This is a genomic window from Pseudomonas brassicacearum, assembly GCF_918698105.1.
Lineage (GTDB): Bacteria > Pseudomonadota > Gammaproteobacteria > Pseudomonadales > Pseudomonadaceae > Aquipseudomonas > Aquipseudomonas brassicacearum_F.
In genome coordinates this window covers 1-20,279 of the sequence record NZ_CAKKMI010000102.1, presented here as the reverse complement: position 1 = coordinate 20,279, position 20,279 = coordinate 1, and the positions used below count along the sequence as shown (strand labels likewise).

The following is a 20,279-nucleotide window of genomic DNA, read 5'->3' as shown; positions in this document are numbered from 1 at the left end:
TACCACTTGAGACCTTCATTGCCTGCCAGAATGCCATCGCGAGCAAGCTCGCTCCCACAGGGATAGCATGGGCACCTGAGATCCCCTGTGGGAGCGAGCTCGCTCGCGATAGCGGCCTCAAGTCCCACCCAAACCCGGCGATCTGCACTTTACGGATGACGGTTGCGCACTAAACCCGCAAAATGCAACGATTCCGGCAACGCCTGCGGGCGTTGTCGACCAAATTCTTGTGCCAATAGACTGGGCCTGCTGACTTTATGCGAATGCGCCTTATGTTACTGGGCGGCGGAAATGCCCTTGGGCAGGCGCTGATTCGCCTCGGTGCAGAAGAAGACATCGGTTTTCTTGCCCCCCGCCCGCCCGAAGACGGTTGGGATGCCGCGAGCCTGACGCAACTGCTCGACGACACCCGCCCGGACGCCTTGATCAACCTGGCGTACTACTTCGACTGGTTCCAGGCCGAGGTCGTCAGCGAGCAGCGCCTGGCCAGCCAGGAGCGCGCTGTCGAGCGCCTGGCCGAGCTGTGCCAGCATCACAACATCGTCTTGCTGCAACCGTCGAGCTATCGCGTGTTCGATGGCTCCCGTGCCACGGCCTACAGCGAGAAAGACGAGCCCGTGCCCCTGGGCGTGCGGGGCCAGGCGCTGTGGCGGATCGAGCAAAGCGTGCGCGCCACCTGCCCGCAACACGTGCTGCTGCGGTTCGGCTGGCTGCTGGACGACAGCGCCGACGGCATCCTCGGGCGTTTCCTGGCCCGGGCCGAACAGCCCGAGGAGCTGTTGCTGGCCGACGACCGCCGCGGTAACCCGACGCCGGTGGACGATGCCGCGCGCGTGATCATCTCGGTGCTCAAGCAACTCGATTGCGCGGCGCCGCTGTGGGGCACCTATCATTACGCCGGCCACGAGGCGACTACGCCGCTGGCGCTGGGCCAGGCGATCCTCACCGAAGCCCGCGCGCTGCATCCGTTGGCCATCGAAGCACCCACCGCCCAAGCCCACGCCGCACGGCCGGACGCGGCGGAAGAACCGCAGCACGCGGTGCTGGCCTGCAAGAAAATTCTGCACACTTTCGGGATCAAGCCCCGCGCCTGGCGCGCGGCACTCCCAAGCTTACTGGATAGGTTTTATCGCCATGGCTGAAGGCCCTGTTTTAATCACCGGCGGCGCGGGTTTCATTGGTTCGCACCTGACCGACGCCTTGCTCGCCAAGGGACATTCGGTGCGCATCCTCGATGACCTGTCCACCGGCAAGCGCAGCAACCTGCCGCTGGACAACCCGGCGCTCGAACTGATCGAAGGTGACGTCGCCGATGCCGCGCTGGTGGCGCGGGTCATGGCCGGTTGCAGCGCCGTGGCGCACCTGGCGGCGGTGGCCTCGGTACAAGCCTCGGTGGACGACCCCGTGCGCACCCACCAAAGCAATTTCATCGGCACCCTGAATGTCTGCGAAGCCATGCGCCAGAGCGGTGTGAAGCGGGTGCTGTTCGCTTCCAGCGCAGCGGTCTACGGCAACAACGGCGAAGGCGAGTCCATCGACGAAGAAACCCCCAAGGCCCCGCTCACGCCGTATGCCTCGGACAAACTGGCCAGCGAGTTCTACTTCGACTTCTATCGCCGCCAGCACAACCTGGAGCCAGTGGTGTTCCGCTTCTTCAACATCTACGGTCCGCGCCAGGATCCGTCCTCGCCGTATTCCGGGGTCATCAGCATCTTCAGCGAACGGGCGCAGAAAGGCCTGCCGATCACCGTGTTCGGTGATGGCGAGCAGACCCGGGATTTTGTCTACGTCGAAGATCTGGTGGATTTGCTGGTGCAAGCCATCGAAAAGCCTGAGGTGGAAGTGGGCGCGGTGAACGTCGGCTGGAACCAGGCCACGACCCTCAAGCAGATGCTCCAGGCCCTGGCCGCCGTGGTCGGCGATCTGCCGCCGATCAGCTACGGCCCGGCGCGCTCCGGCGACATCCGCCATTCGCGGGCCGACAATCATCGGCTGTTGCAGCGCTTCAGCTTTCCCCCGCAAACACCGATGAGCGTGGGGCTGGCGCGGTTGTTGGGACGCTGATTTTCAGCCACAAAAAAAGGCGCCTTTCGGGGCGCCTTTTTTGTGAGTCATGCATCGCTGTCATGACAAGTGAAACCTGTGGCGAGGGAGCTTGCTCCCGCTGGACTGCGAAGCAGGCCCAAAGAATCTGCGACCGCTGCGCGCTCGAGCGGGAGCAAGCTCCCTCGCCACAAAGTTTTATCAACTTGCCATAGTGGTAGGTGGCTTAGAACTTGTAGCCCAACCCCACCATGTAGATCCATGGGTCCACATCGACATTCACCTTGGCCCGGGTACCGCCGGCCACGGCGTTGTTGTCCACATATGCGGTGGTGTCGATGTCGATGTAGCGAATCTGGCCGTTGATCATGATGTTGTCAGTCAACATGTAGTCCGCGCCCACTTGCCACGCCATGCCCCAGCTGTTGCTCGCACGGAAATTGCTGAAGCCGTTGGCGCTGGCTTCGCTGCCGACGTGTTCGTCGTAGATCCAGGTGTAGTTGATGCCGGCGCCGACATAAGGCTGGAACGCCGACTTGGCGTCGAGCGGGTAGTAGACCAGGCTCAGGGTTGGCGGCAGGTGCTTGAGGGTGCCGAGCTTGTTGTTGGCCGCGCCCAGGGCGGTGCCTTTGATTTTCACGTCGTGCTCGAACGGCGAGGCCGCCAGCAGTTCGATCCCCAGGTTGTTGGTGATCATGTAGGCGAAGTTCAAGCCCAACTGCGTGTCGCTGCTCATGGTCGCCTTGCCACCCAAGTCGGCGCCGGCCAGAGGGCCACGATCGACCTTGACGCTGGAGCTGTCGGCTTCCGGGTTGACGGTGATGGCACCGGCGCGAACGATAATATCGCCAGCGGTGTGGGCCTGGGCGAGTGGGGCTGCGAGCGCGAGGGCAACGAGGGAAGCGCTGAGCAAGGACTTGTTCATGAGGGCTCCAGAGGGCATCGAAAATTGATGTCCCATGGTACGAAGCCGTCTGGTCCGGTCTTTTGACACAGCTCAATGAGTCAGGGGGTGTTTAATTGACTCAGCTCAATAAAAACGCTGATGGGAAAATTTGAGGGAACCATCGCGAGCAAGCTCGCTCCCACATTGGATCGAGTTTCTTCAGAAGGAATACGATTCAACTGTGGGAGCGAGCTTGCTCGCGATAGCGCTCTCAAAACCACCCATCACCACCGGATTCACTCCGGCAGTTCATACACATAAATCTTCTCCGCCTCCATCTGATACCCGGCATCGGCCAGCTCACTGGTGGACGGCTTGACCTGCATCGGCCCTTCGACCCAGTACGGCTGGTACAACTCGTCGAGCTTGACCCCGACTTCGCTTTTCACATGCACGATCTGGTTGGACGGCGGTGGCGGTACGTGGATGCAGGCGCCGAAATAGGGCACCAGCAAGAAGTCCGTGGTGCGACCTTCCTCGCTGACTTCCAGCGGCACGATGTAGCCCGGCAAACGGATCTGCTGGCCATCGAGGGCCTTGACCACCGGGGCGTTGGGCAAATCCTGCTTGACGGCTGGCGCGGATTCGGCGGCCAGGGCGTCGCTCATCTTCGACAAGTCGTGCAGTGGCGTCATGTTCGGCACCTCCGGCGGCGCGTCCGGCGGGATCATTTCCGACCAGGCCAGGTCCCTCGGCTCGGCCGCCCACAGTGGCAGGGCGACCATCATCAACAGCGCAAGCAGGGCGCGGGGCATCTTCAAGGTCCTCATAAACGAATCGACAGGCCGTCGGCCAGCGATTGGCGATAGGCGCGCCAGGCCGGCACGCTGCCCATCAGCAGGGCGGCGACCAGGATGCCAGCCAGCAGCGTCCATTCATATTCGCTCGGCCAACTCAGCGGCAGGTACAAGCCATAGGCCGATTGCACGTAACCCTGGGCGGCGGCGATGCCGATGTACAGCAAGGCCAGCCCGGCGGTGACCCCGGCCAGCGCCAGGGCAAAGGCTTCGAGCACCAGCAGCGTCGCGATGTGCCACGGCCGCGCGCCCACCGAACGCAGGATCGCCATTTCCCGGCGACGCTCATTGAGACTGGTGAGGATCGCCGTGAGCATGCCGATCAACCCGGTCAGCACCACGAACAACGAAATCACGAACAAGGCTTTTTCCGCCGTGCCCATCAGGCTCCACAATTCCTGCAGCGCCACGCCCGGCAGGATAGCCAGCAACGGCTCGCCACGGAACTCGTTGATTTCGCGCTGCAAGGCAAAGGTCGAAATCTTGCTATTAAGGCCGAGCATGAACGCGGTGATCGCTTGGGGCGTAAGGTCCATGTTGCGGGCCTGGTCGGCGCTGATGCGGCCATTGCCCTGGGCCGGCACGCCGTTTTTCCAGTCGATGTGGATTGCCTCCATGCCGCCGAGGCTGATGTGCAGCGTGCGGTCCACCGGGGTGCCGGTGCGCTTGAGAATCCCGACCACGGTGAAGGGCTTGTCGTCATGCTTGACCAGGCTGACCACCGCCACGCCGTGGGCCAGCACCAGCTTGTCGCCGAGCTTGTAGTGCAGCGCCTCGGCCACTTCGGCACCGAGCACCACTTCGAACGGATCGGTTGCGAACGCCCGGCCGTCGGCCAGTTCCAGATGCTGCTGGCGACCGTACTGGTAATGCTCGAAGTAGGCCTCGGTGGTGCCCATCACCCGATAGCCACGGTGGGAATCGCCGAGGGACATGGGGATTGCCCACTTCACTTTCGGGTTGCTGGCGAAATGTTCGAAGCTGTCCCAGCGGATGTTGTTGGTGGCGTTGCCGATGCGAAACACCGAGTACAGCAGCAGGTTCACGGAACCGGAGCGGGCGCCGACGATCAGGTCGGTGCCGCTGATGGTGCTGGCGAAACTGGCCCGCGCCTCGGTACGTACCCGCTCCACGGCCAGCAACAGACAAACGGAAAGGGCGATGGCAAACGCGGTGAGGATCGCGGTGAAGCGGCGGTTCGCCAGGCTGGCCATGGCTAGACGGAACAAATACATCTCAGACCTCGAGTGGCGTGGCGGCGCGATTGAGATCGGCCAGCGACAGGTTGCGGTCGAACAGCGGCGCCAGGCTCTGGTCGTGGCTGACGAACAACAGGCTCGACCCGGCCTCGCGGCATTCAGCGAACAACAGCCGCAGGAAGTTTTCCCGGGCGTCGTAGTCCAGGGCGGAAGTCGGTTCGTCGGCGATCACCAGTTCCGGTTGGCCGATCAGCGCCCGGGCGGCGGCGACCCGTTGTTGCTGGCCGATGGACAACGAGTCGGCGCGCCGCTCCAGCAGGTTTGGGTCGGTCAAGCCCAGGTGGGCCAGCAGCGTGGCGGCGGCTTGATCGACGCTGCCGTGGCGCTGGATGGCCCGTCGCGCGCGCAGCTTGGAAAAGTGACAGGGCAGCTCGACGTTCTCGCGCACCGAGAGAAACGGCAGCAGGTTGAACTGCTGGAAGATATAGCCGGTGTGGTCGACGCGAAAGCGGTCGCGACTGCCGGCGCCCAGTTCGGTGAGTTCCTGGCCGAGCAGGCGGATGCTGCCGCGATCCGGCGTTTGCACCCCGCCCAGCAGTCCCAGCAAGGTGGTCTTGCCGCTGCCGCTCGGGCCCTTGAGAAACAGCGTCTCACCGGCCTCCAGGCGAAACGCCGGGATATCCAGCAACGGCGGATGCCCGGGCCAACTGAAGCCCAGGTCGGAGAGTTCGATGAGTGCTTGGGTCATATGAAACCGGTCAGATCAAGGTGAATCCCTGTGGGGGCGAGCTTGCTCGCGATAGCGGTGTGTCAGGCGGCATAGGTGTTGGATGTGCCGGCCTCATCGCGAGCAAGCTCGCTCCCACAGGGGTTTTCGGTGTACTTAAAATTTCAGGGCTGGCGCCTTGGCCGTCACTTCCACGCCTTGCTGGCCGCTCGGGCTGATCAGTTGTACCTGAATTTTCTGGGTGGCCGGGAAAGTTTTGAACAGGCTCGCCAGGTCCAGGTTCTTCAGTGCACCCGGGGTGGCGCAGGTGAACTGGTAGTGGGCATGGATCTCACTGTGCTCGCCGTGGTGCTCGTCGCCGTCGGCGTCTTCGTCATGGTCTTCGTGGTCCGGTTCATCGCCGAACAACGGGCTTTCCAGTTCCTGCTGGGCCACGGTGCATTTGGCCGCAGCGGGCAGATTGAACAACGCCAGTGGCTTGTCCAGCTGCGCCCGAACGGCGGCGACCTTGGCCTTGTCGGCATCGCTGGTGGCGGCGTGTTCGAAGCCCACCAGGTTCATCGCCGGGCTTTCCAGTTCCAGCTCCAAGGTCTGGCCGTCCAGGGCGGCGTTCAACCGGCCTACACCGTGTTCATGGGCGCCGAGGCTGCCGTGCTCGTGGTCATGATCATGCTCGACCGCCGCATGAGCGACAGCCAATGGCAGCAGGGCGAACGGCAAAGCGAGAAGCAGACGACGCATGACGAGTCTCCGAAAAGGTTATGTAATCTTATAACGAAAGTGCGGAGAGTTTGACCGTCTGCTTGGCGTCGCGCAAGGGCCATGGGAGCATGCGAACATGAAATATTCAGGAGCACGGTGATGTTGCGGATACGCGGAACCGTCGGCGATTGGCCGGTGGACTTGTCGATCGAAATGGATGAGGGCGACTGGGCGCAGCTTGGCGCGCAGTTGCAAGTGGCCAAGTCCGAGGGCGTGGCGGCACCGGCGGCCAAACCGGTGAGTCAGGACGATGCCCAGTGGCAGATCGCCAAGGAACTGCTGCGCAAGGCCGGGCAACTGAGCGGCCCGGACCTGCTGGAACAGCTCGAAGGCCTGACCGGCAACGCCTCGGCGGGCAAGCGCCTGTTGGTGCGCTTGCGCCATAGCCCGGATGTGAAAGTCATCAGTGGTGGCGACACGCCACTCTACAGCTGGCACGAAACCGCGTAGGAGCGTGTAGGAGCTGACGAGCGAAGCGAGGCTGCGATCTTTACCCAGACGCTTGAATCTCAAGCGAAAGATCAAAAGATCGCAGCCTCGCGTCGCTCGTCAGCTCCTACGGTGGGCGTCAGTAAAGCGCTGCGAACAGCTTGCGACGATAAGTCGTCACCAGCGGATGATCGTTGCCCAGCAGTTCGAACACTTGCAGCAAGGTCTTGTGGGGCAGGCCTTCGCTGTAGCTGCGGTTACGCACGAACAGCTTGAGCAACGCATCGAGGGCCGCTTCGTACTGCTGGCGCGCCAGTTGCTGGATCGCCAGTTGGTACACCGCTTCATCGTCCTGCGGGTCTTTCGCCAGGCGTGCCTTGAGGTCGGCGGCGTCCGGCAGGTGCTTGGCCAGGCCGAGGAACTGGATCTGCGCCTTGGCGCCGGCGAGGGCGGCCTTGTGCTCATCGCTTTTCACCGCGTCGAGCACGGTCTGCGCTTCGTCCAGCTCACCGCGCTCGGTCAGGCAGCGGGCATACAGGATCAGGGCCTTGGCGTTGGTGTTGTCGTCACCCAGCAACACCGTGAGCAGGGCTTCGGCGTCGGCGAAACGACCGTCGTCGAACAGCGCCTGGGCCTGTTCGAATGGGTCAGCCGCAGCCGGAGGCGGCATCTGCACATGGGGCTCGAGCATCGTGCGCACCGCCGATTCCGGCTGGGCGCCGGCAAAGCCGTCGACGGGTTGGCCGTCCTTGAACAACACCACCGTTGGCAGGCTGCGAATGCCGAAGCGGGCGACAATGTCCGGCTCGATGTCGCAGTTGACCTTGGCCAGCAGCAGTTCGCCTTGATAGCTCTCGGCAATGGTTTGCAGCATCGGCATCAGCGCCTTGCACGGCGCACACCACTCGGCCCAGAAGTCCACCAGCACCGGTTTGTGGAAAGAGTTCGCGATCACCGACTGGTCGAAATCGGCGGTGGTGGCGTCGAAGATGTAGGGCGTTTCCTGAGTCATGGCAATCTCGTAGAGCGCTTGAATGGGGCAACTATACGGCTTGGTGGGGGGGGCTGAAAGCCGGGGAGGTCTTTCGTATTGTGGTATCCGGTAGGACGCCTTCGCGAGCAAGCTCGCTCCCACAAGGGATCTCAAGTGTTCAGGCGACCCCTGTGGGAGCGAGCTTGCTCGCGATGCTTTTAAGGCTAGCGCCGCGCGTGGTACAGGCTCACCTGCCGAAACTCTTCAGGCTCGGCCAGGTCCGGCAAGGTCATGGCCTGGAGCATGTCGATGCGTCGGTACAGCGGATGCTGGAAATCCCGCACCCGGGAGTCGGCCACCAACGCTTCACGGCCACGGCTGAGGAATTGATCGAGCAGCGGCAGGTTGGCCCGGTCGTAGAGCACATCGGCGACCAGGATCAGGTCGAAGCGATCGGCCTCGGTGAAAAAATCCGTCGAATAACCCAGCTCCACGCCATTGAGCGCGGCGTTGGCCCGGCACGCGGCAATCGCCAGTGGATCGAGGTCGCAGGCCACCACTTCCAACGCCCCGGCCTTGACCGCCGCGATGCCCGCCACGCCGGAACCGGCGCCAAAATCCAAGACTCGCTTGCCCTCGACCCACTGCGGCTGTTCGGCCAGGTAGCGGGCCATTGCCAAGCCGCTGGCCCAGCAGAAGCTCCAATAGGGCGGCTCGTGGAGAATGCGGCGGGTTTCTTCCGGGCTGAAGGCACGGTCCATGTTGTCGCCGTCGATCAGCCACAGCTGCAAGTCAGCGCCGGGTAGCGGGCAAGCCACCAGGCGCGCATCACCGAGCAATTCACTCAACGCCCGTTGCAGGTCTTGCGGTGCATTCATGGCGCTTTGACGAATTGCAGGGCGCCCAATGCCTGGGTGGTCGGTTGGCCGATGCGTTGCTCCGGCAGGTGCAGGATCAACTGGCCCGACTGGCTGGCGCGGCCACGCAGTTCCACGCGCGCACCAACCGGAAAGGCTTCGGGGTTGAAACGCAGGCGGAAGGGCAGGGCCTGGTTGGTGCCGATCAGGCTGGAGCTGGCGAGTAATTGCTGTGGGCGGTCCTTGTCATCGATCACCAGCAGCGCCAATTCGACCTCGGCGCCGACCGGTACGCCTTGCAAGGTGCCGCTCAATTCGCGCTGATACGCCGGCAACGGTCCCAGCTCGGCCGCCTGGCGAGCTTTTTCCTGGGCCTGTTTTGGCGCCGGCGCCGGTGCGGGCGCGGCAGGCTTGGGGGCGTCGCTGCTGCACGCCATCAGCAGGCTGAAAAGACTGAGCAAAACGAGTGATCGTAGCGGCATGTGTGGCTCCAGCAAGGTGAATTCCATGGATCTGACGGTAAGCCCGTCTGTATACCGTAAACCCTATGGCTTGTCTTGCCAGTGGGATGCGCTACCATGGCCCTCCCTTTTTTTGTTGCCTGCCACCATGCACTGTCCCTTCTGCGGTGCCAACGACACCAAGGTCATCGACTCGCGACTGGTCGCCGAGGGCGAACAAGTCCGCCGCCGCCGCGAATGCCTGGCTTGCGGCGAACGTTTCACGACGTTCGAGACCGCTGAACTGGTGTTGCCGCGCCTGATCAAAACCGACGGCAGCCGCCAGCCGTTCGATGAAGAAAAACTGCGCGCCGGCATGCAGCGCGCCCTGGAAAAACGCCCGGTGAGCGTCGAGCGCCTGGAAGCGGCGCTGGTGCACATCAAGCACAAGCTGCGGGCGACCGGCGAACGCGAGGTCAAATCCCTGGTGGTCGGTGAGTTGGTGATGGCCGAGCTGCAGAAGCTTGATGAAGTCGCCTACATCCGTTTCGCCTCGGTGTACCGGCGCTTCCAGGACCTGAACGAGTTCCGCGAAGAAATCGACCGGCTGGCCCGCGAACCGGTGAAAGAATGACCGACTCGGCGCAGCAGGCCGTCCTCGACGCCCACTACATGGCCCGTGCCCTGGAGTTGGCGCGGCGCGGTCACTACACCACCCACCCCAATCCCCGGGTCGGTTGCGTGATCGTGCGTGACGGGCAGATTGTCGGCGAAGGCTGGCACATCCGCGCCGGTGAGCCCCATGCCGAAGTCCATGCCCTGCGTGCCGCCGGCGAACAGGTCCGCGGCGCCACGGCCTACGTGACCCTTGAGCCGTGCAGCCATCACGGGCGTACGCCACCGTGTGCCGATGCGCTGGTCAACGCCGGCGTGGCGCGGGTGGTGGCGGCGATGCAGGACCCCAACCCGGAAGTCGCCGGGCGCGGCCTGCAACGGCTGGCCCAGGCCGGCATCGTCACCGAAAGCGGCGTGCTGGAAGGTGAAGCACGCAAGCTCAATGAAGGTTTCCTCAAGCGCATGGAGCAGGGCCTGCCGTTCGTGCGGGTCAAGCTGGCCATGAGCCTCGATGGCCGCACCGCCATGCAAAGCGGCGAAAGCCAGTGGATCACCGGCCCGGCTGCACGCTCGGCGGTGCAACGCCTGCGCGCCCAGGCCAGCGTGGTGCTGACCGGTGCCGACACGGTGCTGGCCGACAACGCCCGGCTGACCGTGCGCGCCGATGAGCTGGGGCTCGATGCCGAGCAGACCGCGTTGGTCATGAGCCGTCCGCCGCTGCGGGTATTGGTGGACGGTCGTCTGCGGGTGCCGCTGGATGCGCCATTCTTCAAGGCTGGCCCGGCGCTGGTCGCTACCTGCATGGCGGTGGAAGAACAGTACGCCAACGGTCCCGAATGCATGATCGTGGCGGGCGATGACGGCCAGGTCGATCTGCATCGCCTGCTGGTGGAGCTGGCGGGCCGTGGCGTCAACGAGGTGCTGGTGGAAGCCGGTCCGCGCCTGGCGGGGGCTTTCGCCCAGCAAGGGTTGGTCGATGAGTTCCAGATTTTCGTTGCCGGCAAGTTCCTCGGTTCTTCCGCGCGGCCGCTGTTGGACTGGCCGCTGGCGCAGATGAAGGACGCCCCGCAGTTGAAAATCACCGAAATCCGCGCCGTGGGCGATGACTGGCGAGTCATCGCCGTTCCCGTTGCGCAGGCGAGCGTATAATTCCCGGCTTTCGCTCAAGCGGCGGCCCGTTCTCGAGGAGGACTCCATGTTTACCGGCATCATCGAATCCATCGGCAGCATCCGTGCACTCACCCCCAAGGGCGGCGATGTGCGGGTCTACGTCGAAACCGGCAAGCTCGACCTGAGCGACGTCAAGTTGGGCGACAGCATTGCGGTCAACGGCGTGTGCCTGACGGCCGTCGAGTTGCCGGGCAACGGTTTCCTGGCGGACGTCAGCCGCGAAACCCTCGATTGCACGGCCATGAACGACCTCAAGAGCGGCAGCCCGGTCAACCTGGAAAAAGCCCTGACCCCCACCACTCGCCTGGGCGGGCACCTGGTCAGCGGTCACGTGGACGGCGTCGGTGAAGTGGTCTCGCGCACGGATAACGCCCGGGCCGTGGAATTTCGCATCCGCGCCCCGAAGGAACTGGCCAAGTACATCGCCCACAAAGGCTCGATCACCGTCGACGGCACCAGCCTGACGGTCAACGCGGTGGATGGTGCCGAATTCCTGCTGACGATCATCCCCCACACGTTGAGCGAAACCATCATGGCTTCGTACCAGCCTGGGCGCCGGGTCAACCTGGAAGTCGACTTGCTGGCCCGTTACCTGGAGCGCCTGCTTATGGGAGACAAGGCCGCAGAGTCTGACTCTTCACAACGACGGGCGGGTAACATCACTGAAAGTTTTCTGGCCGCCAACGGCTACCTCAAATCCTGACCCAAGGGGGTGCCGCGTGGCGCTCAATAGCATCGAAGAACTGGTTGAAGACATCCGCCAAGGCAAGATGGTCATCCTCATGGATGACGAAGACCGCGAGAACGAAGGCGACCTGATCATGGCCGCCGAATGCTGCAAGGCCGAGCACATCAACTTCATGGCCAAGCATGCCCGTGGCCTGATCTGCATGCCGATGACCCGCGAGCGCTGCGAACTGCTGAAGCTGCCGCTGATGGCGCCACGCAACGGCTCGGGCTTCGGCACCAAGTTCACCGTGTCCATCGAGGCCGCCGAAGGCGTGACCACCGGTATCTCCGCCGCCGACCGTGCGCGCACCGTGCAGGCCGCTGCCGCCCGGGACGCCAAGGCCGAAGACATCGTCAGCCCCGGCCACATCTTCCCGCTGATGGCCCAGGCTGGCGGCACGCTGGCTCGCGCCGGCCACACCGAAGCGGCCTGCGACCTGGCGCGCATGGCCGGTTTCGAACCCAGCGGCGTGATCTGCGAAGTGATGAACGACGATGGCACCATGTCCCGTCGTGCGGAGCTGGAAACCTTCGCCGCCGAACACAACATCAAGATCGGCACCATCGCCGACCTGATCCACTACCGGATGATCCACGAACGTACCGTTCAGCGGATTGCCGAACAGCCGCTGGACAGCGAACTGGGCCAGTTCAACCTGGTGACCTACCGCGACTCGGTGGAAGGCGACGTGCACATGGCGCTGACCCTGGGCACCGTGTGCGCCGACGAGCCGACCCTGGTGCGCGTGCACAACATGGACCCGCTGCGCGACCTGCTGATGGTCAAGCAACCCGGCCGCTGGAGCCTGCGGGCCGCCATGGCGGCGGTGGCCGAGGCCGGCAGCGGCGTGGTGCTGCTGCTCGGCCATCCGCTCGATGGCGATGTGCTGTTGGCGCACATCCGTGAAACCGGCGACCAGGCACCGGCGAAAAAACCGACCACCTACAGCATTGTCGGTGCCGGTTCGCAGATCCTTCGTGACCTGGGCGTGCGTAAAATGCGCCTGATGAGCGCACCGATGAAATTTAATGCGATATCCGGTTTCGATCTGGAAGTTGTAGAATACGTGCCCTCCGAATAATGGCCCGTGGATTCCGGCATTGTTGTGCACTTGAGGTTTGTTAGATCCATTTGTGGCGAGGGAGCTTGCTCCCGCTGGGCTGCGTAGCGGCCCCTCTTGTGGGTGCTGCGCACCCAAGCGGGAGCAAGCTCCCTCGCCACAGAAGGTATGCAAGTGAACGAGATGGCGGGATCCACGGCCCTGTATTCGTGGCTAATATCACTGAGGAGCACGTTATAGAACGCGCTCCGGCTCTTTAAGAGATCTGACGAATGACCCTGAAGACCATCGAAGGTACCTTCATCGCCCCTAAAGGCCGCTACGCTCTGGTAGTGGGCCGTTTCAACAGTTTCGTGGTCGAGAGCCTGGTTGGCGGTGCGGTCGATGCCCTGGTTCGCCATGGCGTGAGCGAAAGCGACATCACCATCATCCGTGCCCCTGGCGCCTTCGAAATTCCGCTGGTTGCGCAAAAAGTCGCTCAAAAGGGCGAATATGCGGCGATCATCGCCCTGGGCGCGGTCATTCGTGGCGGTACTCCGCACTTCGAATACGTGGCCGGCGAATGCACCAAGGGCCTGGCCCAGGTGTCCATGGAATTCGGCGTGCCGGTCGCTTTCGGCGTACTGACCGTTGACTCCATCGAGCAAGCCATCGAACGTTCCGGCACCAAGGCCGGTAACAAAGGCGCCGAAGCTGCCCTGTCCGCCTTGGAAATGGTCAGCCTGCTGGCGCAGTTGGAGGCCAAGTGATTAGCGACGAAAGCGATCGTTTCAACCCGCGCGATCCAAAGCCTGCGGATGCCGGCAAGCCGTCGAAGAGCGTCAAGCGTCGCGAAGCCCGTCAGCTCGCGACCCAGGCGCTGTACCAATGGCACATGGCCAAGCAATCGCTGAACGAGATCGAAGCGCAGTTTCGGGTCGACAACGATTTCAGTGATGTCGACGGTGCCTACTTCCGCGAGATCCTGCATGGGGTCCCGCAGTTCAAGACCGAAATCGACACCGCACTCACGCCATGCCTGGACCTGACCATCGAAGAGCTGGATCCGGTTGAACTGGCGGTGCTGCGCCTGTCCACCTGGGAACTGCTCAAGCGCGTCGACGTACCGTACCGCGTGGTGATCAACGAAGGGATCGAGCTGGCGAAAGTCTTCGGTTCCACCGATGGCCACAAGTTCGTCAACGGTGTGCTCGACAAACTCGCCCCGCGTCTGCGTGAAGCTGAAGTGAAGGCGTTCAAGCGCTGATTGGCGCTTGAGCGACACTTGATGGGCGAATTTGAGCTGATCCGAAACTACTTCGCCGCCGCGCCTTGCGCGCAGGGCGGCGAGGGCGTTGCGCTGGGGATCGGCGACGACTGCGCTTTGCTGGCCGTTCCTCCCGGGGAACAGCTGGCGGTGTCCACCGACACGCTCGTGGCCGGTGTGCATTTTCCAGACCCTTGCGACCCGTTCCTGCTCGGCCAGCGCTCGCTGGCCGTGGCGGTCAGTGACCTGGCTGCCATGGGCGCCAAGCCTTTCGCCTTTACCCTTGCCCTGACCTTGCCGGCGGTGACCACCGATTGGCTGCAAGCCTATGCCCGCGGTTTGAACCAGATGGCCCAGGCCTGTGGTGTGGCGCTGGTGGGCGGCGACACCACGCGTGGGCCACTGAGCCTGACCATGACCGTGTTCGGCCACGTGCCGTCCGGCCAGGCCCTGACCCGTAGCGGCGCACGGCCCGGCGATTTGCTATGTGTCGGCGGCGAGCTGGGCAATGCCGCCGGCGCATTGCCGCTGGTGCTTGGCCAGCGCAGCGCCGAACCTGCGATTGCCGAGCCGTTGCTGGCCCATTACTGGTCGCCACGTCCGCAGATCGACCTGGGCTTGGCGTTGCGCGGCAAGGCCGGCGCGGCGATGGATATTTCCGATGGCCTGCTGGCCGATTGCGGACATATCGCCCTGGCGTCCGGGGTGGCCTTGCAGGTTGAACGGGACCGACTGCCGTTGTCCAACGCTCTGCTAGCGTTTCTTGGCCGGGCGGACGCCGAGCAGGTCGCCCTGAGCGGCGGTGACGATTACGTGCTGTTGTTCGCCGTGCCACCGAGCCGATTGTCGGCGTTGCAGGCTGCAGGCTGGCCGATCCACGTGATCGGCAGCGTACTGGCCGGGCAAGGTGTCACGCTGGTCGACAGCGATGGGCACGACATCACTCCGCCAGTGCGGGGCTATCAACATTTTCGGGAGACACCGTGACAGATCATCCCAACCAGGTCCCGGCAGAGTTCGTTCCGCCTTCGGTCTGGCGCAATCCCTGGCATTTCCTGGCATTTGGCTTTGGTTCGGGCACTTTGCCTAAAGCCCCGGGCACCTGGGGCTCGCTGGTTGCGCTACCCTTCATACCGTTGTGGCAGATGTTGCCGGACTGGGGCTATTGGCTGATGCTGGGCATCACCATGCTCTTTGGCTTCTGGCTGTGTGGCAAAGTGGCGGACGACCTTCGGGTGCACGATCATGAAGGCATCGTCTGGGACGAAATGGTCGGCATGTGGATCACCTTGTGGCTGGTACCGGAAGGTTGGTATTGGCTGCTGGCGGGTTTCCTGGTGTTCCGTTTCTTCGATATCCTCAAGCCGTGGCCGATCCGCTGGATCGACCGGCATGTGCATGGAGGTGTCGGCATCATGCTCGATGATGTATTGGCCGGGGTTTTCGCCTGGCTGGCAATGCAAGGATTGGTGTGGTGTTTCACCTGAGGGAGTCGGGCATGGGCGTAAGCCGCGCACTACTGCTGTTGCTGTGTCTAGGAGCCTGTATAGGGGCGAGGGCGGCCGAGTCGACCCCGCTGCCTGACAAGATCCGTGCGGCCAGCGAGGAGTGGGCCGATTACACCCAGGCCGATGGCCAGGGCATGGGCTGGGACATCTTGCGCGCGGTCTTCGAGCCTGAAGGCGTCAAGCTGGAGATCCGCAGCGTGCCCTACACCCGCTCGATCGGGTTGGTGCAGCGTGGGGAGATGGACGCACAGGTCGGCGCCTATCGCGATGAAACCGAAGGGCTGCTTTACCCGCATTGGCACTACGACGTCGATCATATCTATGCCCTGGGGTTGGCCTCCAAGCCGTCACCGACGCTGGCGACGATTGGCAACTATCGACTGGTGTGGATGCGCGGGTACGCATACGACAGCTACCTGCCCAACATCCGGCGCTTCAATGAAATCCACCGCGCCGTGGGTATCTTGCCGATGCTGGTCCATGAACGTGCCGATTTTTATATCGATGCGTTGATGGAAATCCAGGACGTGCTCGCCAAGACCGACAACCCCAAGCAATTCAAGCTCTCGCCGCTGATCAACTTGCCGCTGTACCTGGGCTTCGCCAACAACGAAAATGGCCGTACGTTGCGTGCGCTGTTCGACCGACGCATGGAAGTGCTGGTGAAGAGCGGCGAGTTGAAACCGATTTTCGAACGCTGGAAGCAACCCTATCCTTTCGACGAGAATGGCAATCCACCCAAGCCGTAATCAAACTCTTCGATGGTTATGGCCGACAATTCAGCCTAAGCGTCGGTCGGATCGTGCTGTTACAATGCCCGCCTCTGCGAATCTCCAGTACTAGATCAGGAGCACACCGGTGCCTGTCGTTTTTGTTGCCGCTTCCAAGCTGCCAACGCCCTTTGCGCAATTCACCATGCATGGTTTTCTCGATGAGGCCACCGGCCGCGAGCACGTCGTGCTCAGCCTGGGTGATTTTACCGACGGTTCTCCGGTGTTGGGCCGCCTGCATTCCGAATGCCTGACCGGCGATGCCCTGTTCAGCCAGCGCTGCGATTGCGGTTCGCAACTCGAGGCCGCGCTGCAGGCCATTGCCCGTGAAGGCCGTGGTGTGTTGCTGTACCTGCGCCAGGAAGGACGCGGCATTGGTTTGTTGAACAAGATCCGTGCCTATGAACTGCAAGATGGTGGCGCCGATACCGTGGAGGCCAACGAACGCCTGGGCTTTGCGGCCGACCTGCGTGACTACAGCATTTGCCTGCCGATGCTCGAACACCTGGGTATCAAGTCCCTGCGACTGATGACCAACAACCCACGCAAGGTCAAGGCCTTGACCGACATGGGCATCGTGGTGGCCGAGCGAGTGCCGCTGCACACCGGTCACAACCCCCACAACAAACTCTACCTGGCGACCAAGGCCAGCAAGCTCGACCACATGATGGGTAACGAGCACCAAGGCGAGGTTGACCGGGCGTGACGCGCGGTCAGGTTCGGCGGCGGCTGGCCGTCAGTTGGTGGAAATACCTGGCCCTGGCCTTGTTGCCACTGTTCGTGATCAACGCGGTGTTCGGCCAAGGCGAAGCGATTCTGCCGGTGCTGGCGATGCCGCTGTTCATTGCCGGCGTGGCATCGATGTTTGTCAGCCTGCGATTCTTCGGGCCGTACAAGCAAGCCCTGATCGCCACCCAGAAAGCCCTCGACACACCCGAAGAACCCCAAGCCTGGATTGACCTGGCGGCCCGTCGCCGCTCAGCCTTCCTGGTGGCAGGGCTACCGGCCTGGGTCGGTGCCCTTGCGGTGTTCGTGGGCCTGGAGGCGGTGCCGTTGATGCTGCTGGCCCTGTCGACCGCCGTGTTGTTCTACCTGTACCGTATCCCGCGTCAACTCGGCTGATGAGCCGCTGGCTGGCGGTCTTGCTGCTGGCTGTCAGCGCCTCGACGATGGCGGCTTCGCGGGTCGTCAGCCTCGCGCCGTCGCTGTCGGAAATCGTCGTTGAACTGGGCTCCGCCGACCTGTTGGTGGGTGTGCTGGACGGCGGTGACCGTCCGCCAATCCTTAAAGACCTGCCTTCCGTAGGGCGTTACGGCCAACTGGACATGGAGCGCTTGCTCAGCCTCAAGCCCGACCTGCTCCTGCTCTGGCCCGGCAGTGTCGGCCCGGCCCAGCGCGAGCAGCTCAAGGGCTTGGGTATTGGCATTTATGTCGCCGAGCCCCGCAGCCTCGACCAACTCATCGCGCAAATTGAAGACATTGCCCTGCAACTCGGCCGCCCGGAGCGGGGTGTGCAACGGGCGGCGCAGTTGCGTGTGCGTCTTGCGGCGCTGCGCCAGCGCTATCGACGGGACCCGCCGTTGCCGGTGTTCTACCAGGTCTGGGACCGGCCGCTGTACACCGTCGGGGGCGGGCAGATCATCAGTGATGCGCTGGCGGTGTGCGGGGCCCGCAACGTGTTTGCCGACCTGAGCGTGCCGGCCCCGCAGGTGAGTGTGGAATCGGTGCTGCAGCGCCAGCCGCAGATGATCCTGGCCACGGAGCAGGCGCAGCTTGATGCCTGGAAAAAATGGCCGGTGGCCCAGGGGCGGTTGTTGCTGGTCAGTGACAAGGGGCTGGAGCGACCCAGTGGGCAGATGATCGAGGCGACGGCGCGGTTGTGTGAATTGATCGCGCCGGACAGGTAGACCGCGGCGCCTGCAATCGCGAGCAAGCTCGCTCCCACATGGGATTCTGTTGTGAACACAAAACCTGTGGCCACTGAATATCAACTGTGGGAGCGAGCTTGCTCGCGATGAGGCCAGCCCAGGCGCGGCTGGCTCTGGATCAGAGTGCCGGTGTCCAAGTCACCCCAAACAACCACGCCCGACCCTCTTCCCGATACCCATACTGCCCCCCATCATGGCTATACAGCGCCCGGCTGTACCCCTTGTCCAGCAGGTTATCCACCTTCATGTCCAGCTTCACTTCCCGGGTCAGTGCCCAACTGCCGCGCAACCCGAGCAGGGCATAGCCGCCCAGGGCATTGCGGTTGTTTTCGTCGTCATAGCTGCCACTCACTGCTTGCCAGGTGGCGCCCAGGCCCAGGCGGTCGAATTGCCGGTCAAGGTCCAGGCTCAAGGTCCGTCGGGCGCGGCGGGCCAGGGTGTGGCCGCTGTCGCGGTCACGTGGGTCGATGATGGCCAGGCCCAGGTTGCCCTGCCAGCCGAACACCTCCTGCAGGTAGGCCATCTCAAAACCGTTGATCCGCGCCGAGGCGACGTTCTGCGGGCGTGAGTTGCTGCCAAAGATGATCGCGTCTTCCAGGTCCGTGCGGTACAGCGAGGTTTCCAGGCGGGCGCTGTCGCTCAGTTGGCTGCGCCATTGCAGCTCGTAGCTCTTGGCCGTCTCGGGTTTCAGGTCAGGGTTGCTGAAGTCCGGGTAGTACAGGTCGTTGAAGGTCGGCGCGCGGAAGCTTTCGCTGTAGGTCAGCAACAGGTCGTTGTCCGGGTTGATCGGCAGGGTGAGCGTGCCGCTCCAACTGTTCTGGCCGCCGAATTGCTGGTTCTGGTCGCGGCGCAGGCCCAGTTCGGTGGAGAAGGTTTCGGCCTGGAAGCGGTGCTGAATGAACGCGGCACGGTTCCAGCGGCTGTCTTCGTCGAACGGCGTGCTGCTGTTGACCCGGTCCTGATACCAGTCACCGCCAACGATCAGGCTGTTGCGCTCGTCCAGCGTCACGTCGTTTTGCCAGGTCACGGAATCGCGGTAGGTATTGAAGACTTCGCGGACATCGCTGAGCTTGTCGAAGGTCTTTTCACGGTTCTCGCTGTGGCCCAGTTCCAGGCGCGACTTCCACGCGTCGCTGATTCGCCCGTCCACATAGGTGCTGAAGCTGCTCACCGCGAATTCGCTATAGGGTTGCTGGGGCAGGGATTGGAAGGTGGCCGGGTCGAAGCGGCCGAACGGGTTGTCGTATTCGCTTTTGCCGCGGTTATCCAGCAGGTTCAGGCCGACTTCCAGGTCATCGCTGGCGGCATGGCTCAGGCTCAGGCTGAACGACTGGTTGCGGTTGGCATCGTCGTCGCGGTCGCTGGCGTAGGACTCGTGGGTCCGGTTGCTACCGGCGCTGTCGTCGAGGCTGGCGCCGAGGTTGAAGCGGGTCTGGTCGTCGCCGCCGGACAGGCCCAGGCTACGTTCCCAGGTCTGGTGGCTGCCGACCCCCACATGCAGGCGCGGTTGCAGGCCTTGTGCGTTGCCGCGACGGGTGAAAATCTGAATCACCCCACCCACCGCATCGGCACCGTAGATCACCGAGCGCGAACCGCGCAGCACTTCCACGCGCTCAATCTGGTTGATGTTCAGGCGCTGCAGGTTGCTGTCGCCGGAGGTGGCGTTGCCGATGCGCTGACCGTCCACCAGCACCAGGCTCTGGGCCGATTTGGTGCCGCGAATGTAAATCCCCGGCACGCTGCCGCGCCCACCCAGCGGTGCCACCTGCACGCCTGGCACACGGCTGAGCAAGTCAGTGACACTGGCCGGTTGCAAGCGCTCGATGTCGTCGCGGGTGAACACGCTATTGGCGGCACTGCTGTCGTTGCGTGCCTCGACCTGGCGGTTGGCGCTGATCACGATGTCTGGCAGCTTCAGGGCCTGGTCGCGTTCGAAGGTGTCGGCCAGCAGGTCGGGGGTGGGTAGCAGGGAAAGGGTGAGGGCTAGGCGGAGTTTCATGGGGTTCCAATCATGCTTGATTCACACAAAACCAATGTGGGAGCGAGCTTGCTCGCGATAGCGGTGTGTCAGCCCATGGG

24 protein-coding genes are annotated in these 20,279 nt (G+C 63.3%); 15 read left to right on the top strand and 9 right to left on the bottom strand.

What is annotated here, in order from left to right:
* The first annotated feature begins 257 nt into the window (after positions 1 to 257).
* Positions 258 to 1,142, top strand: a complete 885-nt coding sequence (locus LQ215_RS26765) for a sugar nucleotide-binding protein (protein ID WP_230153319.1) — start codon at positions 258 to 260, stop codon at positions 1,140 to 1,142.
* Positions 1,135 to 2,064: an NAD-dependent epimerase/dehydratase family protein gene (locus LQ215_RS26760; protein WP_043042712.1), complete on the top strand. Its 930-nt coding sequence runs from the start codon at positions 1,135 to 1,137 to the stop codon at positions 2,062 to 2,064. Before LQ215_RS26765 ends, LQ215_RS26760 begins: the two co-directional genes overlap by 8 nt.
* Before the next feature lie 205 nt (positions 2,065 to 2,269).
* Here LQ215_RS26760 and LQ215_RS26755 read toward each other — a convergent pair whose 3' ends face one another.
* The 5 genes from LQ215_RS26755 to LQ215_RS26735 form a co-directional block, all read right to left on the bottom strand.
* Complete coding sequence (locus tag LQ215_RS26755; protein ID WP_230153318.1) at positions 2,270 to 2,968, bottom strand: OmpW/AlkL family protein; 699 nt, start codon at positions 2,966 to 2,968, stop codon at positions 2,270 to 2,272.
* A gap of 257 nt (positions 2,969 to 3,225) precedes the next feature.
* Positions 3,226 to 3,744 (bottom strand): DUF3299 domain-containing protein, encoded by a 519-nt coding sequence (locus LQ215_RS26750; protein WP_230153317.1) that lies wholly within the window; start codon positions 3,742 to 3,744, stop codon positions 3,226 to 3,228.
* Between the two features lie 11 nt (positions 3,745 to 3,755).
* Positions 3,756 to 5,021: an ABC transporter permease gene (locus LQ215_RS26745; protein WP_003206044.1), complete on the bottom strand. Its 1,266-nt coding sequence runs from the start codon at positions 5,019 to 5,021 to the stop codon at positions 3,756 to 3,758.
* Between the two features lies 1 nt (position 5,022).
* On the bottom strand, positions 5,023 to 5,733 hold the full coding sequence (locus LQ215_RS26740) for an ABC transporter ATP-binding protein (protein ID WP_230153316.1): 711 nt from the start codon (positions 5,731 to 5,733) through the stop codon (positions 5,023 to 5,025).
* Positions 5,734 to 5,868: 135 nt separating this feature from the next.
* Positions 5,869 to 6,453, bottom strand: a complete 585-nt coding sequence (locus tag LQ215_RS26735) for a DUF2796 domain-containing protein (protein ID WP_230153315.1) — start codon at positions 6,451 to 6,453, stop codon at positions 5,869 to 5,871.
* A 120-nt stretch (positions 6,454 to 6,573) separates the two neighbouring features.
* Here LQ215_RS26735 and LQ215_RS26730 point away from each other — a divergent pair, with 120 nt between their 5' ends.
* On the top strand, positions 6,574 to 6,924 hold the full coding sequence (locus LQ215_RS26730) for a hypothetical protein (protein WP_230153314.1): 351 nt from the start codon (positions 6,574 to 6,576) through the stop codon (positions 6,922 to 6,924).
* 118 nt (positions 6,925 to 7,042) lie between these two features.
* Here LQ215_RS26730 and trxA read toward each other — a convergent pair whose 3' ends face one another.
* From trxA to LQ215_RS26715, 3 genes are all read right to left on the bottom strand, one after another.
* Entirely contained in the window at positions 7,043 to 7,915 is an 873-nt protein-coding gene (trxA, locus tag LQ215_RS26725) for a thioredoxin (RefSeq protein WP_230153313.1), read from the bottom strand.
* A gap of 185 nt (positions 7,916 to 8,100) precedes the next feature.
* Positions 8,101 to 8,754 (bottom strand): class I SAM-dependent methyltransferase, encoded by a 654-nt coding sequence (locus tag LQ215_RS26720; protein ID WP_230153312.1) that lies wholly within the window; start codon positions 8,752 to 8,754, stop codon positions 8,101 to 8,103.
* On the bottom strand, positions 8,751 to 9,215 hold the full coding sequence (locus LQ215_RS26715; RefSeq protein ID WP_230153311.1) for a YbaY family lipoprotein: 465 nt from the start codon (positions 9,213 to 9,215) through the stop codon (positions 8,751 to 8,753). The genes LQ215_RS26720 and LQ215_RS26715 overlap by 4 nt, the downstream gene beginning before the upstream one ends.
* 127 nt (positions 9,216 to 9,342) lie before the next feature.
* On the opposite strand from LQ215_RS26715, the gene nrdR reads away from it, so the two are divergent.
* From nrdR to LQ215_RS26655, 12 genes are all read left to right on the top strand, one after another.
* Positions 9,343 to 9,807 carry a transcriptional regulator NrdR gene (gene nrdR / locus LQ215_RS26710; RefSeq protein ID WP_013694316.1) on the top strand — a complete coding sequence of 155 codons (465 nt, stop codon included), beginning with the start codon at positions 9,343 to 9,345 and terminating at the stop codon, positions 9,805 to 9,807.
* A complete protein-coding gene (ribD, locus tag LQ215_RS26705; RefSeq protein WP_230153310.1) occupies positions 9,804 to 10,937 on the top strand; it encodes a bifunctional diaminohydroxyphosphoribosylaminopyrimidine deaminase/5-amino-6-(5-phosphoribosylamino)uracil reductase RibD in 1,134 nt (377 codons plus the stop codon). Before nrdR ends, ribD begins: the two co-directional genes overlap by 4 nt.
* Before the next feature lie 46 nt (positions 10,938 to 10,983).
* Positions 10,984 to 11,661 carry a riboflavin synthase gene (locus tag LQ215_RS26700; protein ID WP_230153309.1) on the top strand — a complete coding sequence of 226 codons (678 nt, stop codon included), beginning with the start codon at positions 10,984 to 10,986 and terminating at the stop codon, positions 11,659 to 11,661.
* Positions 11,662 to 11,677: 16 nt separating this feature from the next.
* Complete coding sequence (ribBA, locus tag LQ215_RS26695; RefSeq protein ID WP_230153308.1) at positions 11,678 to 12,769, top strand: bifunctional 3,4-dihydroxy-2-butanone-4-phosphate synthase/GTP cyclohydrolase II; 1,092 nt, start codon at positions 11,678 to 11,680, stop codon at positions 12,767 to 12,769.
* 251 nt (positions 12,770 to 13,020) lie between these two features.
* Positions 13,021 to 13,497, top strand: coding sequence for a 6,7-dimethyl-8-ribityllumazine synthase (gene ribH / locus LQ215_RS26690; RefSeq protein WP_003206025.1), 477 nt, complete (start codon positions 13,021 to 13,023; stop codon positions 13,495 to 13,497).
* Complete coding sequence (gene nusB / locus LQ215_RS26685) at positions 13,494 to 13,994, top strand: transcription antitermination factor NusB (protein WP_003185935.1); 501 nt, start codon at positions 13,494 to 13,496, stop codon at positions 13,992 to 13,994. Before ribH ends, nusB begins: the two co-directional genes overlap by 4 nt.
* A gap of 21 nt (positions 13,995 to 14,015) precedes the next feature.
* Positions 14,016 to 14,981, top strand: a complete 966-nt coding sequence (gene thiL / locus LQ215_RS26680; protein WP_230153307.1) for a thiamine-phosphate kinase — start codon at positions 14,016 to 14,018, stop codon at positions 14,979 to 14,981.
* Positions 14,978 to 15,481 (top strand): phosphatidylglycerophosphatase A family protein, encoded by a 504-nt coding sequence (locus LQ215_RS26675; protein ID WP_003206020.1) that lies wholly within the window; start codon positions 14,978 to 14,980, stop codon positions 15,479 to 15,481. The genes thiL and LQ215_RS26675 overlap by 4 nt, the downstream gene beginning before the upstream one ends.
* A gap of 11 nt (positions 15,482 to 15,492) precedes the next feature.
* Positions 15,493 to 16,251, top strand: coding sequence for a substrate-binding periplasmic protein (locus tag LQ215_RS26670; protein ID WP_230153306.1), 759 nt, complete (start codon positions 15,493 to 15,495; stop codon positions 16,249 to 16,251).
* A gap of 109 nt (positions 16,252 to 16,360) precedes the next feature.
* Positions 16,361 to 16,978: a GTP cyclohydrolase II gene (gene ribA / locus LQ215_RS26665; protein ID WP_003206015.1), complete on the top strand. Its 618-nt coding sequence runs from the start codon at positions 16,361 to 16,363 to the stop codon at positions 16,976 to 16,978.
* A complete protein-coding gene (locus LQ215_RS26660) occupies positions 16,975 to 17,394 on the top strand; it encodes an MFS transporter (RefSeq protein WP_230153305.1) in 420 nt (139 codons plus the stop codon). Before ribA ends, LQ215_RS26660 begins: the two co-directional genes overlap by 4 nt.
* Complete coding sequence (locus LQ215_RS26655) at positions 17,394 to 18,179, top strand: cobalamin-binding protein (protein ID WP_230153304.1); 786 nt, start codon at positions 17,394 to 17,396, stop codon at positions 18,177 to 18,179. Before LQ215_RS26660 ends, LQ215_RS26655 begins: the two co-directional genes overlap by 1 nt.
* Positions 18,180 to 18,318: 139 nt before the next feature.
* Here LQ215_RS26655 and LQ215_RS26650 read toward each other — a convergent pair whose 3' ends face one another.
* Positions 18,319 to 20,199, bottom strand: coding sequence for a TonB-dependent receptor domain-containing protein (locus LQ215_RS26650; protein WP_230153303.1), 1,881 nt, complete (start codon positions 20,197 to 20,199; stop codon positions 18,319 to 18,321).
* Between the last annotated feature and the right edge of the window lie 80 nt (positions 20,200 to 20,279).

Excerpts from the sequence above, each read along its gene's own strand:
- LQ215_RS26765 (WP_230153319.1), top strand. The coding sequence starts at position 258 with ATGCGAATGCGCCTTATGTTACTGGGCGGCGGAAATGCCCTTGGGCAG.
- LQ215_RS26760 (WP_043042712.1), top strand. The coding sequence starts at position 1,135 with ATGGCTGAAGGCCCTGTTTTAATCACCGGCGGCGCGGGTTTCATTGGT.
- LQ215_RS26755 (WP_230153318.1), bottom strand. The coding sequence starts at position 2,968 with ATGAACAAGTCCTTGCTCAGCGCTTCCCTCGTTGCCCTCGCGCTCGCA.
- LQ215_RS26750 (WP_230153317.1), bottom strand. The coding sequence starts at position 3,744 with ATGCCCCGCGCCCTGCTTGCGCTGTTGATGATGGTCGCCCTGCCACTG.
- LQ215_RS26745 (WP_003206044.1), bottom strand. The coding sequence starts at position 5,021 with ATGTATTTGTTCCGTCTAGCCATGGCCAGCCTGGCGAACCGCCGCTTC.
- LQ215_RS26740 (WP_230153316.1), bottom strand. The coding sequence starts at position 5,733 with ATGACCCAAGCACTCATCGAACTCTCCGACCTGGGCTTCAGTTGGCCC.
- LQ215_RS26735 (WP_230153315.1), bottom strand. The coding sequence starts at position 6,453 with ATGCGTCGTCTGCTTCTCGCTTTGCCGTTCGCCCTGCTGCCATTGGCT.
- LQ215_RS26730 (WP_230153314.1), top strand. The coding sequence starts at position 6,574 with ATGTTGCGGATACGCGGAACCGTCGGCGATTGGCCGGTGGACTTGTCG.
- trxA (WP_230153313.1), bottom strand. The coding sequence starts at position 7,915 with ATGACTCAGGAAACGCCCTACATCTTCGACGCCACCACCGCCGATTTC.
- LQ215_RS26720 (WP_230153312.1), bottom strand. The coding sequence starts at position 8,754 with ATGAATGCACCGCAAGACCTGCAACGGGCGTTGAGTGAATTGCTCGGT.
- LQ215_RS26715 (WP_230153311.1), bottom strand. The coding sequence starts at position 9,215 with ATGCCGCTACGATCACTCGTTTTGCTCAGTCTTTTCAGCCTGCTGATG.
- nrdR (WP_013694316.1), top strand. The coding sequence starts at position 9,343 with ATGCACTGTCCCTTCTGCGGTGCCAACGACACCAAGGTCATCGACTCG.
- ribD (WP_230153310.1), top strand. The coding sequence starts at position 9,804 with ATGACCGACTCGGCGCAGCAGGCCGTCCTCGACGCCCACTACATGGCC.
- LQ215_RS26700 (WP_230153309.1), top strand. The coding sequence starts at position 10,984 with ATGTTTACCGGCATCATCGAATCCATCGGCAGCATCCGTGCACTCACC.
- ribH (WP_003206025.1), top strand. The coding sequence starts at position 13,021 with ATGACCCTGAAGACCATCGAAGGTACCTTCATCGCCCCTAAAGGCCGC.
- thiL (WP_230153307.1), top strand. The coding sequence starts at position 14,016 with ATGGGCGAATTTGAGCTGATCCGAAACTACTTCGCCGCCGCGCCTTGC.
- LQ215_RS26670 (WP_230153306.1), top strand. The coding sequence starts at position 15,493 with ATGGGCGTAAGCCGCGCACTACTGCTGTTGCTGTGTCTAGGAGCCTGT.
- LQ215_RS26655 (WP_230153304.1), top strand. The coding sequence starts at position 17,394 with ATGAGCCGCTGGCTGGCGGTCTTGCTGCTGGCTGTCAGCGCCTCGACG.
- LQ215_RS26650 (WP_230153303.1), bottom strand. The coding sequence starts at position 20,199 with ATGAAACTCCGCCTAGCCCTCACCCTTTCCCTGCTACCCACCCCCGAC.